This is a genomic window from Neorhizobium sp. PAMB6630, assembly GCF_058242775.1.
The window spans coordinates 1,020,073-1,034,825 of sequence record NZ_JBZAYV010000002.1 but is presented as its reverse complement, the minus strand read 5'-3'; the positions used below and the strand labels follow the sequence as shown (position 1 = coordinate 1,034,825).

Here is a 14,753-nt window from a genome sequence, read left to right as displayed (position 1 = left end):
CGATGGCCGATATGACACTCGTCAAACAGCCGGCAAAGCTGCGCGCGAAACGCTCCCCCGCCGACCGCCGCATGGCGCGGCTGGGACTGCTTTTTGCTGCACCGTCTGCCATCCTGCTTTTGGCTTTCTACATCATCCCGATTGTCGTCCTTTGCGTCTTTTCGGTCACCGATTATCAGCTCGGCGCGCTGTCGATCCACTTTGTCGGGCTCGATAACTTCACCAAGGCCTTCAGCGACGCGGTGTTTCTGCGCTCGCTGAGGAATACCGTGATTTACGCGGCGATCGTCATTCCGTTTGGCGTTCTTTTGGCGCTCGGCGTGGCGCTGCTGGTTTACAACCGCAAGAAGAGCCGCGCCTTCTGGGAGATCGCCTATTTCCTGCCGGTCACCGCGACGCTGGTGGCGATGGCGACCGTCTGGCAGTTCCTGCTGCATCCCTCGCTCGGGCCGGTCAATGCCGCCATCAAGGCGTTCGGCTTCGAGCCGGTGGCGTTCCTGTCCAACCCCGTTCTGCTGATCCCGACCATGGCGCTGATCGGTATCTGGCAGGTGCTGGGCTTCAACATGGTGCTGTTTCTGGCGGGCCTCACCGCCATCCCCCGGGATCTGCACGAGGCAGCGCGTCTCGATGGCGCGAAAAATCCCATCGATCGTTTCCTCACCGTCACCTGGCCGATGCTGGGGCCGACGACGCTGTTCGTCGTCGTCACCACCTCGATCTCCGCCTTCAAGGTGTTCGAGACGGTGGCCGTGTTGACCAAGGGCCGGTTCGGCTCCGAAACGCTGCTGTTCGAGCTGTATCTCGAGGGCTTTGAATATTCCAACACCGGTTATGCGGCAGCTCTCACCCTGCTGTTCCTGGTGATCGTGCTCATCCTGTCGATTGGCCAGATGGTGCATATTGACCGGAAGGTGCATTACTGATGCGACATGTCCGCAAATATCTGCCGCATCTGGTGCTCGCACTCGGCGCCATTCCGATGCTTTTGCCCTTCTACTGGATGTTCCTGACGTCGATCCGCTCGCCGTCGGAAATCTTCGACGTCTCGCTCTGGCCGATCCCGCGACAGTTCGATGCGGTGCAAAACTATTCGCGGGCGGCGTCGCAGGTGCCGATGCTGCGTTTCATGCTGAACGGTGTCATCGTCTGCGGCGGCATTCTCATCGTCCAGGTGCTGACCGCGGTGCCCGCCGCCTATGCGCTTGCAAAGCTGCGCTTTCCGGCCCGCCGGCTGATGATGACGCTGATCATCGCCGCCCTCTGCGTGCCGATGCAGGCGCTGGCGCTGCCGCTGTTCGTGGGGCTTGCCAAGGCCAACCTGCTCAACACCTATTTCGCCATGATGGCACCGTTCTTCCTCTCGGTGTTTGCGATCTTCCTGTTTCACCAGTCCTTCCGCAGCTATCCGGAAGAGGTGATTGAAGCGGCCCGCATGGACGGATTTTCCGAGATGGAAATCTGCTGGCGGCTGGTGCTGCGCGGATCGCTGCCGTCGCTGGCAGCCTTTGCCGTGTTCTCGCTGGTGGCGCACTGGAACGATCTTTACTGGCCGATGATCGTCGTCACCGACACCAATCTCGCACCGCCGCCGCTCGGCATGCTGTTTTTTGCCGATGTCGAATCCGGCGCCAACTACGGTGCCCTGATGGCCGGTGCCGCCATCATCACCGCGCCGATGGTCATCTGTTTCCTCTTTGCCCGCAGGCATTTCATTGCCGGCATCACGATGACGGGGGTCAAATAACCGCGCCCCGTCAAGCTTTCCCCCTCCCTACCATACTGCCTCAAAAATCCCTTTTGGAGACTGATCATGAAGATGACCCGACGCACCGCAACCGGCGGGCTTGCCCTCTGCCTTGCCCTGGCCGGCCTTGCCAAGCCAGGTTTTGCCGCAGATATCACGCTTGAGGTTCTCTACAACCTTCCGGGCTTCACCAAATTCCATCAGCCGCTGGCCGATGAATTCATGAAGAACAATCCGGATATCAAGATCAACTTCCTCGCACCGGCACCCGGCTATAACGAAGGCCAGCAGCAGGTTCTGCGTTCGGCCGTGACGGGCAACCTACCGGACGTCTATTTCTCCGGCTATAACCTGACGGCGGAACTGGTTCACACACTTGCCCCCCGCAAGCAGATCACCGACCTTGGCCCGTTCATCGAGGCTGAAGGCGGACAGGCCTTCCTCGACAAGAACTACAGCCCGAAAATGGCCGCGCTTGGCCAGATCGACGGCAAGCAATATGGCCTGCCGGTCAATGCCTCCTCGCCGATCCTCTATGTTAACGCCAACCTCGTGAAGAAGGCCGGTGGCGACCCCGCCAACATGCCAAAGACCTTCAAGGAACTGCTGGCGCTGGCCGCCAAGATCCATGCGCTCGATCCGAAGATCGCCGGCATGGGTTATGACATCAACGGCTGGCCGGACGACTGGCTATGGCAGTCGCTGATCTTCCAGCAGGGTGGCACGCTGGTCGATACGGCCACCAAAAAGGTGGCCTTTGACAACGAGATCGGCCTCAACGCGCTGAAGCTCACCCGCCAGTTCGTCACCGAAGGTGGCCAGACGCTGCTTGACTGGGACCAGTCGCGCCAGCAGTTCGGCGCAGGCCTCACGGGCTTCATCTTCTCCACGCCGGCGCATGTGCAGACGATCGAAGGCCTTGTCGGCGATCGCTTCAAGCTGACCACTGCCACCTTCCCGCTGGACAACCCGGAAAAGGGTGGCGTGCCCACAGGCGGCAACTCGGCCGTGATCCTCACCCAGGACAAGGCCAAGCAAGATGCTGCCTGGAAATACCTGAAATGGATCACCGGACCGGAAGCCCAGAACGTCATCGTGCGCATCACCGGCTACCTGCCGACCAACAAGCAGGCGACCGGCCCCGAGTTCCTCGCGCCCTATTACGCCGAGCATCCGAACGTCAAGACGGCGTCGCTGCAGGCTGACCGTTCGCTGCCATGGGCCGGTTATCCCGGTGGTGACTCGGTTCGCATCTGGCGCACCCAGCGCGACATCATCGGCACGGTCATGCGCGGCGAAGTGACGTCGGAAGCCGGTCTGAAGCAGATCGTCGAGCAGACCAACGCCCTGATGTCGAAGTAAGCGGGCTCATCCCCCTCGAAAGGCTGCGGGGGAAACCCCGCAGCCGATCTCTGCCCTTGAAGAAAGACCGTCATGAAGATCATTCAGCTGACCGACACGCATCTGATGCCGTCGGGTGTCGTGGTAAACGGCGTGGACCCGGAAAAGCAGCTGCGCGCTGCAGTTGCCGATATCATCGAAAAGCATTCCGATGCCGACCTGCTGGTGATGACGGGCGACCTCTGCAACCACGGCGATCCCGACGCTTACGCGCTCCTCAAAGATATTCTGGCGCCGGTGCCCTTTGAGCTGCGCCTGATGCTCGGCAACCACGACGACCGTCCCAACTTCATCGAAGCCTTTCCCGACCATCTCCGGGACGATAACGGCTTCATCCAGTCGTTCATCGATAGCGAGGCCGGCCGCCTGCTGTTCCTCGACAGCCACGAGGCCGGCGTGATCGGTGGCATTTACGGCGATGACCGTATGGCCTGGCTCGACCAGACGCTGGCAAGCGCCGGTGAGCTTCCGGTGACCGTGTTCATCCACCATCCGCCGATGGAGACGCGGATTGCCCATTTCGAAAAGATCGGCATGCATGATGATGGCGCCGTGCTGGAGCGCCTGAACCGCCATGCGCCTGGCATTCGCCACATCATTTTCGGACATATCCACATTCCGCTGGCGGGCACGACAGCCGAAGGCATCGCCTACAGCTCGGGTCAGGCCTGTGCGCATCGGTTCATCACCGATGTCGACACGCCAAACCCATTCTGGACCGGCGGCAACCCCTGTTACCGGATCATCGACCTCGATAGCCAAGGCCTTCGCGCCTATGGCGCCGAGGTGGGCGAGATCCCGACCGACCGGGCCCCGATCTGCGAAGGTCCGTGACAGCGGCTGCCTGACATGAGCATGGATCCTTGATCCATGGCTCGGCCTCGTTCACGAAAAGACGTGCGCGGGGCCGTTGACGCTTATCTGCACCCGCGCGCCTTTTTCGAAAAGCGGCTGGCTTGCCATGGCAAGGCGCAGGGGAAAGTCCGGGTTTTTCTCGAGGGTGATGGCGAGATCGCAGCTCGGGCCACAGAAATCGACGTCGGTGATGGTGCCTGATGTAGCGGCACCGTCTTCGGTCCCTTGATGCGGCAGGATCGAAAACTGTTCGGGGCGCAGCAGGATCTGCGCTTCACCCTGCCGGGTCTTGTCGTGAATGGCGATTTGTCCAAGCATGGTCGTGGCCCGCCCGTTTCCAAGTCTTGCGGCAAGCACGATCGCTTCGCCGAGAAAGGCGGCGGTTGCGGGGTCTGCGGGGTGGGCATAAACCTCGCGCGGGGTGCCCACCTGCGCAAAACGACCGGCGCGCATCACCACCACCTGATCGGCAAAGGCCAGTGCTTCGGCCTGATCATGGGTCACCAGAACCGTGGTGATACCGGCCGCTGAAAGCACCGCGCCGACAGCTTTTCGGGTTGCGACGCGAAGCCCGGTATCGAGCGCTGAAAAGGGTTCGTCGAGCAGGATGACGCGGGGGCGTCGTGCCATGGCGCGGGCCAGCGCCACCCGTTGCTGCTGTCCGCCGGAAAGCTCGTCCGGGCGGCGCGTCAGCATGGCCCGGTCGAGTTCCACCATGTCCATCAGTTCGCCGATGCGGGTCTTGCGGTCTGCCGCGTCGTCCTTCAGGCCAAAGCCGATATTCTGTTCGACGGTGAGATGCGGAAACAGCGAACCGTCCTGTGAGACGATGCCGACGCCGCGTTTGTGGGCGGGGATCTGCGACCGTTCGCCGGCAATCACCTCGCCGTCGAAGGTGATCGAACCGCCGTCTGGCGCCTCGAAACCGGCGATCAGCCGCAAAAGCGTGGTTTTGCCGCAGCCGGAGGGGCCGACGATGGCCGTGCGGCTGCCGCTTTCGATGGCAAGGCTGACGCCATCCACGGCGGTGACCGGACCGTAATGCTTTCGAAGCGTCGAGATCTCGAGCAGTGTCATCGTCCGGCGATCTTCTTTGATTGTTGATAGAGAAGCCATGTCAGCGGCAGCGAAAACACCACCATCAGCAGCGCATAAGGGGCAGCACCGGCATAATCGATCTCGCCGGTCAGCGCCCAGAAGGACATGGCAAGCGTGCGCGTGCCGTTGGGCGCCAGCATCTGGGTGGCGGTCAGTTCGTTCATGATGCCGAGCGAGGAGAGCGCAAGGCCGGCTGCGGCTCCCGGTGCCGCGAGCCGCACGGTGGTGGCAAGCACGGCCCGGGCCGGCGAGCGGCCAAGGCTTTCGGCGGCCTGTTCCAGTTCCTTCGGCACCTGCGCAATGCTGGCGCGCAGGCTGACCAGCGCGCGCGGCAGGAACAGGATGACATAGGCAAAAACGATGGTGGCGAGCGTCTGGTAGAGGCTTGCGACCTTCACCGTGATGGTCACAAGCGCCAGCGCCACCACGACACCCGGCATGGCGCTGGCGAGATAATAACAACCCTCGATCAGGCGGTTTTTCGCACAGGGACGGCGCACCGAAAGCCAGGCGATGGGAATGGCGGCAGCCGTTGTGGCAAGCCCGCCGATGAGGCAGATCCGAAGCGTCTGCCAGAGCGCAAGGCCGATGGCATCGACGCGCCAGATATCAGTGCCACCTGCCAGCAGCCAGTGCCCGAGCGTGAGGGCGGGAATGCCGAGCGAAAAGGCTACGGTTGCGATGGGCAGTAGAAGGGCGGGATAACGCATGGCGCCCAGCGGCGTGATGCTTGTGCGGCGCGCGACGCCGGATCCCAGCCGCGCATAACGCTGGCGGCCGCGAATGGCGTAATCCAGGCCGAGGAAGACGAGGCAGCAGAACACCAGCACGACCGCCAGCATATTGGCGGCGACGCCATTATAGGTCGACTGGAACTGGTCGATGATCGCGGTCGTGAAGGTATCGAAACGGATCATCGCAAAGAGCCCGTATTCGGACAGAAGATGCAGCGCAATCAGCAACGCGCCGCCGAGAATGGCAAGGCGCAACTGCGGCAGCACGACTTTGAAAAAGACGGCGCGGGGGGAAAGCCCCAGCGATGCCGCCTGATCTTCCAGCCCCGGATCGAGAAGCCGGAGCGCTGCGGCAACCGGCAGGTAGAGGAAGGGGAAATAGGCAACGATGGAGATCGGCACGCCGGCGGCAAGGCCGTTGAGGCCCGGCCAGACACCGATCCAGGCATAGCTGTGAACGAAGGCGGGCACGGCAAGCGGGGCAACGCTCAGCCATGAAAACAGCCGCGCGCCCGGCATGTCCGTGCGCTCCGTCAGCCACGCCAGCGCCACGCCCAGCACCACGCAAGCCGGCACGGTGAGCACGATCAGGAGGACGGTATTCATCAGAAGGCCCGCCACGCGCGGGCGAAGGATCAGCGTTGCCGCCGTCTCGTAACCCGTGGCAAGCGTCGCCCAGATCACGAAACCCAGCGGCACGAGTGCCAGACAGGCAAAAAACACCGCAAGCAGCGATACCCAGGACAGGTGGAACGACCGGCGCGGGCGCGGTGTCATTGTCGCTTCTGTCTGGCTGGTGGGGATCATTCTGTGCCCGAAATTGTCAAGCGCCGCAGATACGCTCTGCGACGCCGTGAGGCAACTGATGGACGGCTGGAAATCAGAGGATTCCGGCTGATGTCATCAGATCTGTCACCTTGGCGTTATTCAGGTGAGCCGGATCGACGGTGGGGGCGCCGAGATCGGAAAGCGGCACCAGCGCCTTGTTGGACTGGGCGTCACGACCCACGGCATATTCAAACGAGGTGCCGGTGCGCAGAATGTCCTGCCCGCCCTTGGCCGTCAGCCATTTCAGGAAAGCCTGCGCCTGCTGCTTGTGCTTGCTGGAGGCCAGAATGCCGCCGCCGGACACGCTGACGAAGGCGCCCGGATCCTGATTGCGGAAATAATGCAGGGCGACGTTCTTGCTGTTTTCGCCGGTGCGGGCCTGATCGCCGAAATAATAATAATGGTAGATCAAAGCCCCTTCGATCTGTCCGGCATTAACGGCCTTCATGGCGGTGGAATTGCCGCGATAGGCGACGAAGTTTTCCTTCATGCCCTTCAGCCAGGAAGCAGTTGCCGCCTCACCCTTCAGCTCCAGAAAGGCGCCGACGATGGCCTGGAAATCGGCCCCCGATGGCGATGCGGCCCATCGGCCTTTCCAGGCCGGTCCTGCAAGCTCTTCCATGGTCTTCGGCAGCTTGTCGGCTGACAGCTTCGTCTTGTCATAGGCAAACACGGTGGAGCGGGCGGCAATGCCCACCCAATGGCCGTTGGAGGGCTTAAACCCATCCGGCACCTGCGCAAGCGTGGCCGCATCCACCGGTTCAAACAGGCCGGCACCATCCACGAGTGTCATCGCCGGCGAGTTTTCGGTGAGGAAAAGGTCGGCCGGGGAATTGGCGCCTTCCTGAACGATCTGGTTGGCAAATTCCATGTCCGAGCCGTTGCGCACGGTCACTGCAATGCCCGTCTCTTCGGTGAACGCCTTCACCCATTCCTGGGTCAGGCCTTCGTGCTGGGCATTGTAGATGGTGAGGCTGTCTGCCACCTGCGCCTGCGCAACCGTTGCGATCGAGGCAAAAGGCGAGGCAAGAGACAGGGCAAGAACAGACAGGGTGAGCGCTGTGCGGCGCGTGGCTTTGGGATGAGAAATCAAGTTTGCCTCCATGGCGATGATCTCATGGGAATGTCCGGCAATGGTTATAGAAAGCGGATAAGTGCAGTCAAGATTGATCATGCTTTCGGATGCACGATTGTGTGATGGAAAACTGCCAATAATACAAAGGGTTGCAGGTGCGCGTCAGGACACTTCAGCAGGCGCTGTCACAAATCTCATATCAAAGCGGGTTTAAGGAGGGCGCCATCCTTGCCACTTCATGGACCCCAGGAGATAGAGCCATGACCCGTGCCTTCTCAGCGCTTGCCGAGAACGAGACGACCGCTGCAGAGCCAGAGGCTGCTGCCTTTCCGTTTGATGTCTTGTCCGTTACCTCGCGCAGTAACCCGTCAATCCTCACCATCGCCCATCGCGGGTTTTGGGTGAAGACGGCGGAAAATTCGCTGGCCTCCGTGCGCGCCGCGATCGAAAACGGTGTCGAGATGATCGAGATCGATACGCAGACGACAGCCGATGGCCGGCTGGTGGTCATTCACGATGCGACGCTTGACCGCACCACTGACAGGAGCGGCGTGGTGAGCGAACTGCCGTTTGAGACGGTGCGCAAGGCCATGCTGCGCGCCGGCGCCGGCGGTGCCGATGCCGCTCTCACTGAAGAATGCGTGCCGACGCTCGAAGAGGTGCTGGAGGAAGCGCGGGGAAAAATCACCGTCAACATCGATACGAAATATGCCCGGGATCTGCCCCAGGTGATGGAGACGGTGCTGCGCCTTGGCATCGAAGACCAGGTGCTGGTGAAGACCGATATAGACCCGGATGCCGACCATTTCGACATTCTCGACGCCGATTGGTTTGGCAAGATCCCGCATATGCCGATGTTTGCGGTTCGCCCCGGCCGGTTTGCCGAGGATCTCTCCCGCATTGCTATCCTTCACGCGCCGATGATCGAGGTGAAGTTCCAAAATATCGCCGATCTCGAGACCGGCCGGGCGGAACTGGAACGCCAGAACATCCGCCTCTGGATCAATACGCTTGACGTTTCCCATTGTCTCGATTTCAACGATACCAGGGCACTGACCGATCCGGACAGCGTCTGGGGCGCGCTCATCGATGCCGGCGTCGGTGCCATCCAGACGGACGAGGTCGGGGCCTTCAGGACATGGCTCAACACGCGCTCTGGCGCAGAAGGCAAATGATGACGATTTCCCACGAACGACTTGAGCGTGCCTCTGCGGTGATTGCAGAAGCCATGGAACTGGCGCTGCGCTTTCATAAAGACCGCACCAGCATCGCCACCCGCGCAAAGGGGTTTCAGGATTTCGTTTCGGAAGCCGATACCGCCGTCGAACAGCTGGTGCGCGATCGCCTGGCGGAGGCTTTCCCCGGCGAAACGGTGCTGGGCGAGGAGATGGGCGGCGTGGCCGACGATGCCTACTGGATCGTCGACCCCATCGACGGCACGACGAATTTCCTGCGCGGTTCGCCGCTCTGGGGCATTTCGCTCGGTTTCGTGCGCCACGGCCGGCCGGATCTTGGCGTCGTTGCCATGCCGGCGATGGGCGAGATCTATGCAGCCGCCGATGGCACGGGGCTTTACCTCAACGGACAACCCTTCGTGCGCGACACGACGTTTGAGGACGTGCGCATGATGTCGCTGGGTGATAGTGCTGCCGCTGATTCAGAAGAGGTGGCGGCGCTGACGATCGGTCTTCGCCATGCCGGCTGGGTTGTGCAGTCCATCCGATCCACCTCGATCGGCCTCGTGTTTTCCGCCCGCGGCACCTATGATGGCCACCTGCAGAAGTTCACGACCATGTGGGACATTGCAGGCGGTGCGGTTCTGGCGCGCGAAGCAGGGCTGGATGTGCGCATCGGCACCCGCAACGGCATTCCCTATATTGCCGCCGCAACCCCTGCCCTGATGGCGGCAACCGAGCCCTTCTGGCCGGAAATCCAGCCCATGGAACCGCTCGCCGCCGCAGGTTAAATCCACCCTCCCCGCTTCACGCCGCAGACGTCAGCGAGCGGCGGAAGCGCAGGAGTGCCATGACAAAAAAGAGCGCTCCGAGGACAAGGAGCGCTACCATCGAGGTCCACACGGCCGACAGGCCGGCGCCGCGATAGAGAATGGCTTGCGACAGGGCCACGAAATGCGTCGAGGGTGAAATCTGCATCACGGTTTGCAGGAAGGGCGGCATGCTTTCCATCGGCGTCGTGCTGCCCGACAAAAGGTTCATGGCGATCAGCACCGGTATGGCGATGAGCCCGAACTGCGCCATGGAACTGGAGACCGTGGCAATCAGGATACCAAGCGAGGTTACGGAGAACTGATAGAGCACGGCGGCTGCGATGAAGAGCCCGAGCGAGCCGGCGACGGGAACGTGAAGCACCCGCTCTACAACCACCACCAGCGACAGGACGGCGGCGACAACGATGACCATGCCGTTCGACCAGATCTTCGACAGCATGATCTCGCCGGGCGTCACCGGCATGACCAGCAGGTGCTCGATGGTGCCGTGTTCGCGCTCGCGGATGAGGGCGGCCCCCGTCAGGATGACCGAGAGCATGGTGACGTTGTTGATGACCTGCATCACCGCGTTGAACCACATCGACATGAGATTGGGGTTGAAGCGAGCGCTGATGACGAGGTTGATCGGATCGCTGGTCGTGCTGCGCGGCAGCGCGGTGGCAACCTCCTGGGTGATGATGCTCTGGATATAGGTGGCACCGGTGCCGGCCAGCGACATGGCCGTGGCATCGACAGCGATCTGGACGGTGGGCTTGCGGCCGGCAATCACATCCTGTTCGAATTTCGGCGGAATTTCGAGCACGAACGTATAGGTGCCGCTGTTCATGGCGGCATCGACATCGCGGGCCTCGATGAGCGCCGGTGTCTGGAAGAAAGGCTGCATCAGCCCATCGCGCAGCCGCGCAGACAACATCGAGCGGTCTTCATCGACCACCGCGACAGAGGCGTTTTCCACCTCCGACTTTGCCCCCGTTGAGACCGTGTAGATGGCGAGAGTGAAGGCATAAAGGATGAGCACCATCATCACCGGATCGGCCTTCAGGCTGTAGAGTTCCTTGATGCCGAGGCGCAGGATGCGGGAAAGCTTCTGTCTCATCTCAGGCACTCCGCTTTCTGAGCGCCAGAAGCGCAACGAGGATATAAACGACGGCAAACACGGCAAGCATCACCAGGTTCGTCCACAATTCGGCAAAGCCGAGCCCTTTGGTGATGACGCCGACGGTGATCGGCTGGAACCAGGCCGAGGGAAAGGCAAGCCCCATCATGCGCCCGCCGCCCGACAGCGACGACACCGGCACCAGCAGGCCGGAAAAATTGACCGCCGGGATCATTGCAATGATGGCGGTGGCAAAGATGGCCGCCACCTGGCTGCGCACGAAGCTCGAGACCACGAGGCCAAAGCCGGTGGCGGCGCTGACGTATATCAACGCGCCGACCAGAAGCATGGGCAGCGAGCCCTTGATCGGCACGTGAAAGACGAAATGCGTGAGCAACAGCAAAAGGAGGAAACTCGTGAAGGCAATGGCCACATAGGGCAATTGCTTGCCGAGCAGAAATTCCAGGCGCGTGACCGGTGTTGCCTGGAAATTGGCAATCGAGCCGGTTTCCTTCTCCTTGACGATGCCAAGCGCCGTCATGATGGCCGGAATGAGGATGAGGACCAGCACGAACACGCTTGGAACGATGGCATTGGTGCTCTTGAAGGCCTGGTTGTAACGGTAACGGGTGACGATGCTGACAGCGTCCGAAGAGGTCATCTTGCCTGTATGGCGCGCATTGGCATCGGCGATATAGGCCGAGACCAGACCGTTCACATAACCGCGCGCGGTTTCGGCGCGAAACGGCATGGCGCCATCCAGCCAGACGGAGACTTCCGGCGTGCGCTCCCGTTGAAGGTCGCGGCCAAAGTCGGGCGGGATCTCCACGGCGACGCTTAACTCTCCGGTGCGCAGCCGCGCCTGCAACTCTTCAGACGAGGTGATGGCGGCCCGCTCCTCGAAATAGCGCGAGCCCTGAAAGCTTTCGACCAGCTGGCGGCTTTCTGCCGTCTGGTCCTGGTCGTAGATGGCAAAGGGCAGGTTTTCCACATCAAACGAGATGCCATAACCGAAGGTGACGAGCAGGATGGCCGGGCCGAGCAGCGCAAAAACAAGGCGCGCCCGGTCGCGCAGGACCTCGATCGTTTCGCGCCGTGCATAGGCAACGAGCCGCCCGACATCAAATCGGCGGACTCGGTGGTTGGCCCCGGTCGCGGTTTCACTATCCTTTTCACTCTGCGGCTTTGGCTCGCTTGCAAGCGCCGGGGTGACGGCAGCCGTCGTCTCCTCCTCGTCAGCCAAGCCCATCCCGGCCTCGCTCAGAACGTCGATGAAGGTCTCCTCCAGCGTGGCTTTGCCACGCTCTGCGCAGAGTGCCTGCGGGGCGCCAACGGCCAGCACCCGGCCCTGATGCATTAGCGAAATGCGGTCGCAGCGTTCCGCCTCGTTCATGAAATGTGTCGACAGGAAAATCGTCACGCCATCATTGCGCGACAGCGAGATCAGCGAACGCCAGAAGGCATCGCGGGCAACCGGATCAACCCCGGAGGTGGGCTCATCAAGGATGAGGATTTCCGGGCGGTGAAGCACGGCGGCGGCCAGTTGTAGACGCTGGCGAATGCCAAGCGGCAGATCGTCCGGCTGTTTGTCGGCCACATCAGCCAGGTCGTATTGCGCAAGCATCGCCTCGACGCGCGGCGCAATCTCGTCTGCCGGAAGGCCAAACAGGCGGCCATGCAGAACAAGGTTCTGACGTACGGAGAGTTCGCCATAGAGCGAAAAGGCCTGCGACATGTAGCCGACGCGCTTGCGGGTGGCGATATCGCCGGAGAGAAGCGGCTGGCCAAACAGCTTTGCCACGCCTTCGCTGGCCGGCAGGAGGCCGGTCAACATCTTCATCGTGGTGCTCTTGCCTGAGCCGTTCGAGCCGAGAAAGCCAAAAATTTCACCCTTCGGAATGCAGAAGCTGACATTGTCGACGGCCACGAAATCGCCAAAGCGGCGCGTCAGGCCCTCGGCCTCGATGGCGGGCGGGCCATCGGTCATGGCGCGCGGCGCAAGAATGAGGGGCGCGGTCGAGGCACCCTCCACGGCCGGCATCAGCGCCGCAAAAGCTTCATCCAGCGTTGGCTTTCCCGCCTGCGCCAAAATCTCCGCCGGGCTTCCGGTGGCAATCACCTGCCCCCCATGGAGTGCTGCCAGCCAGTGAAAGCCTTGCGCTTCTTCCATATAGGCGGTGGCGACGATGACGCTCATGCTCGGCCGCTTGGCGCGGATGCGATCAATCAACTGCCAGAACTGCCGGCGCGACAGCGGATCGATGCCGGTTGTCGGTTCGTCGAGGATCAAGAGGTCCGGATCGTGCAGCAGCGAGGCGCAGATGCCAAGCTTCTGCTTCATGCCGCCGGACAGCTTGCCGGCCGGACGGTCGCGGTAAGGCAGGAGACCGGTGACGCGCAGGAGATCATCGATATGCTGCCGGCGCGTCTCGCTGTCGAGGCGAAACAGCCGGCCGAAGAAATCGAGGTTTTCCGCCACACTGAGCGTCGGGTAGAGATTGCGGCCGAGCCCCTGCGGCATATAGGCAAGCCTTGTGCAGACGTCGCGCCGGTGGGCGGCCTTGTCCATGTCGCCGTCCAGCACTTCGATGCGGCCGGCCTGCGGGCGCGTGACGCCGGCCACAAGGCCGAGCAGAGTGGATTTGCCGACGCCATCCGGGCCGATCAGCCCCACCATGCAGCCGGCGGGGATGTCGAGAGTGACGCCACTGAGAGCGGCGACGTCCTTGTAGCGGTGCGTGACCGATTGCAGCCGGACAACGAACGGGTTCATTGCGGCAGCTTCGTCTGGAGGGCCTCCGGCCAGGCAGTGCCTGCCTGGGTGCGCACATAACCGATGCCGCGAATGCCGGTCTTGACGCGGCTTTCATACTCCTTCAGCAGTTCGGGCGCGACCTTCAGCTTGACGCGGAACATCAGCTTTTCGCGCTCATCAGCGGTTTCCACCGTCTTTGGCGTGAACTGGGCCTCGGAGGCGACGAAGGAGACGCTGGCCGGCATGACATATTGCGGGGCGGCATCGAGGATGATGCGCGCCTCGTCGCCGATGGAAAGTTCTGCCGCCACGCGGGCCGGCACAAAAATGGTCATCGAGACATCGGCAAGATCAAGCATGGTGGCAATCGGCGCCCCGGCCGAGACCACCTCGCCCTTCTGCACCAGCTTGTATTCGATGCGCCCGCGCGTCGGCGCCTTCAGCACCGTATCGTCAAGCTGCGACTGGATGCGGGCAATGTCTGCCTCTTCCGCTTCGGAGGATGCAGCGGCCTCCTCGCGGCTGGCATTGGCCGCCCGCAGAGCCGCTTGCGCCACCTGCAGCTGGCTCTCGCGCATGTCGCGCTGCTGCACGGTGCCGCTGCCCTTTTCGCTCATCGTGCGGGCCCGCTCATATTCCTGGGTCGCCAGCACCAGTTCGCTCTTGCGCTGGGCAATCGCCGCCTCGGCCTCCACTTCGGCCGTCGTGCTGCGGCGCAATTGCGCCCGGGCGCCGGCCATTTCGGCCTCCAGATCGGCCGTATCCATGCGCGCCAGCACCGCGTTGGCATCGACGATCTTGCCTTCCTCGGCAAACACGTCGGCCAGACGCCCGGCAAGCTTTGCCGAAACAAGGATCTGCTGTGCCTCGATCCGGCCGTTGGACGTGGCGATGCCGGGCATGGTGTCCTTGCCCGTCAAGCGGTTCCACAGGGCCTCGAAGCGCGTCTTCAGGGCGGCCGGGCTGTTGTCTGCCGCTGCGACGGGGTGGATGAATGTTAGCGCTATCAGCGTTGCCAGGCCCAGGGCCTCAATTCTTCTCGTCAAGGAAACCTCCATCAACCGTTGTGCCTGTTCGCATCGGATGAGGGATGGTTACGCCTCCGTTGGAAGCTCTCCTTGATTTATGTCATGGGCCGGAAAATGCGCTCCGCCTG

12 protein-coding genes are annotated in these 14,753 nt (G+C 62.1%); 6 read left to right on the top strand and 6 right to left on the bottom strand.

What is annotated here, in order from left to right; genetic code table 11:
• Positions 1-2: 2 nt before the first annotated feature.
• The 4 genes from AC4CWF_RS23490 to AC4CWF_RS23475 all read left to right on the top strand — a co-directional run bounded on the left by AC4CWF_RS23490 (position 3) and on the right by AC4CWF_RS23475 (position 3,982).
• A complete protein-coding gene (locus AC4CWF_RS23490; protein WP_491287778.1) occupies positions 3-926 on the top strand; it encodes a carbohydrate ABC transporter permease in 924 nt (307 codons plus the stop codon).
• Positions 926-1,747 (top strand): carbohydrate ABC transporter permease, encoded by an 822-nt coding sequence (locus AC4CWF_RS23485; protein ID WP_491285986.1) that lies wholly within the window; start codon positions 926-928, stop codon positions 1,745-1,747. Before AC4CWF_RS23490 ends, AC4CWF_RS23485 begins: the two co-directional genes overlap by 1 nt.
• Positions 1,748-1,813: 66 nt before the next feature.
• The gene (locus AC4CWF_RS23480) at positions 1,814-3,109 is read left to right on the top strand and encodes an ABC transporter substrate-binding protein (RefSeq protein ID WP_491285983.1); all 1,296 of its coding nucleotides are present in this window, start codon (positions 1,814-1,816) and stop codon (positions 3,107-3,109) included.
• A 72-nt stretch (positions 3,110-3,181) separates the two neighbouring features.
• Positions 3,182-3,982, top strand: a complete 801-nt coding sequence (locus AC4CWF_RS23475; protein WP_491285981.1) for a phosphodiesterase — start codon at positions 3,182-3,184, stop codon at positions 3,980-3,982.
• A 51-nt stretch (positions 3,983-4,033) separates the two neighbouring features.
• On the opposite strand, the gene AC4CWF_RS23470 is transcribed toward AC4CWF_RS23475, so the two are convergent.
• From AC4CWF_RS23470 to AC4CWF_RS23460, 3 genes are all read right to left on the bottom strand, one after another.
• Complete coding sequence (locus AC4CWF_RS23470) at positions 4,034-5,080, bottom strand: ABC transporter ATP-binding protein (RefSeq protein WP_491285979.1); 1,047 nt, start codon at positions 5,078-5,080, stop codon at positions 4,034-4,036.
• Positions 5,077-6,612 (bottom strand): ABC transporter permease, encoded by a 1,536-nt coding sequence (locus tag AC4CWF_RS23465; RefSeq protein ID WP_491285977.1) that lies wholly within the window; start codon positions 6,610-6,612, stop codon positions 5,077-5,079. Before AC4CWF_RS23465 ends, AC4CWF_RS23470 begins: the two co-directional genes overlap by 4 nt.
• Positions 6,613-6,715: 103 nt before the next feature.
• Positions 6,716-7,756 carry an iron ABC transporter substrate-binding protein gene (locus AC4CWF_RS23460; RefSeq protein ID WP_491285975.1) on the bottom strand — a complete coding sequence of 347 codons (1,041 nt, stop codon included), beginning with the start codon at positions 7,754-7,756 and terminating at the stop codon, positions 6,716-6,718.
• Positions 7,757-7,998: 242 nt separating this feature from the next.
• Between AC4CWF_RS23460 and AC4CWF_RS23455 the strand changes: the two genes are divergently transcribed.
• Positions 7,999-8,913: a glycerophosphodiester phosphodiesterase family protein gene (locus tag AC4CWF_RS23455; protein WP_491285972.1), complete on the top strand. Its 915-nt coding sequence runs from the start codon at positions 7,999-8,001 to the stop codon at positions 8,911-8,913.
• On the top strand, positions 8,913-9,704 hold the full coding sequence (locus tag AC4CWF_RS23450; protein ID WP_491287776.1) for an inositol monophosphatase family protein: 792 nt from the start codon (positions 8,913-8,915) through the stop codon (positions 9,702-9,704). The genes AC4CWF_RS23455 and AC4CWF_RS23450 overlap by 1 nt, the downstream gene beginning before the upstream one ends.
• 16 nt (positions 9,705-9,720) lie before the next feature.
• Here the strand turns inward: AC4CWF_RS23450 and AC4CWF_RS23445 are convergent, their stop codons facing one another.
• The 3 genes from AC4CWF_RS23445 to AC4CWF_RS23435 are packed head-to-tail and all read right to left on the bottom strand — an operon-like array spanning position 9,721 to position 14,643.
• On the bottom strand, positions 9,721-10,842 hold the full coding sequence (locus AC4CWF_RS23445) for an ABC transporter permease (protein ID WP_491285970.1): 1,122 nt from the start codon (positions 10,840-10,842) through the stop codon (positions 9,721-9,723).
• A 1-nt stretch (position 10,843) separates the two neighbouring features.
• On the bottom strand, positions 10,844-13,615 hold the full coding sequence (gene rbbA / locus AC4CWF_RS23440) for a ribosome-associated ATPase/putative transporter RbbA (RefSeq protein WP_491285968.1): 2,772 nt from the start codon (positions 13,613-13,615) through the stop codon (positions 10,844-10,846).
• Positions 13,612-14,643 (bottom strand): HlyD family secretion protein, encoded by a 1,032-nt coding sequence (locus AC4CWF_RS23435; protein ID WP_491285966.1) that lies wholly within the window; start codon positions 14,641-14,643, stop codon positions 13,612-13,614. Before AC4CWF_RS23435 ends, rbbA begins: the two co-directional genes overlap by 4 nt.
• Positions 14,644-14,753: the final 110 nt, after the last annotated feature.

Coding starts and splice junctions, on each gene's coding strand:
- AC4CWF_RS23490 (WP_491287778.1), top strand. CDS start 3: ATGGCCGATATGACACTCGTCAAACAGCCGGCAAAGCTGCGCGCGAAA.
- AC4CWF_RS23450 (WP_491287776.1), top strand. CDS start 8,913: ATGACGATTTCCCACGAACGACTTGAGCGTGCCTCTGCGGTGATTGCA.
- AC4CWF_RS23475 (WP_491285981.1), top strand. CDS start 3,182: ATGAAGATCATTCAGCTGACCGACACGCATCTGATGCCGTCGGGTGTC.
- AC4CWF_RS23465 (WP_491285977.1), bottom strand. CDS start 6,612: ATGACACCGCGCCCGCGCCGGTCGTTCCACCTGTCCTGGGTATCGCTG.
- AC4CWF_RS23455 (WP_491285972.1), top strand. CDS start 7,999: ATGACCCGTGCCTTCTCAGCGCTTGCCGAGAACGAGACGACCGCTGCA.
- rbbA (WP_491285968.1), bottom strand. CDS start 13,615: ATGAACCCGTTCGTTGTCCGGCTGCAATCGGTCACGCACCGCTACAAG.
- AC4CWF_RS23485 (WP_491285986.1), top strand. CDS start 926: ATGCGACATGTCCGCAAATATCTGCCGCATCTGGTGCTCGCACTCGGC.
- AC4CWF_RS23480 (WP_491285983.1), top strand. CDS start 1,814: ATGAAGATGACCCGACGCACCGCAACCGGCGGGCTTGCCCTCTGCCTT.
- AC4CWF_RS23470 (WP_491285979.1), bottom strand. CDS start 5,080: ATGACACTGCTCGAGATCTCGACGCTTCGAAAGCATTACGGTCCGGTC.
- AC4CWF_RS23445 (WP_491285970.1), bottom strand. CDS start 10,842: ATGAGACAGAAGCTTTCCCGCATCCTGCGCCTCGGCATCAAGGAACTC.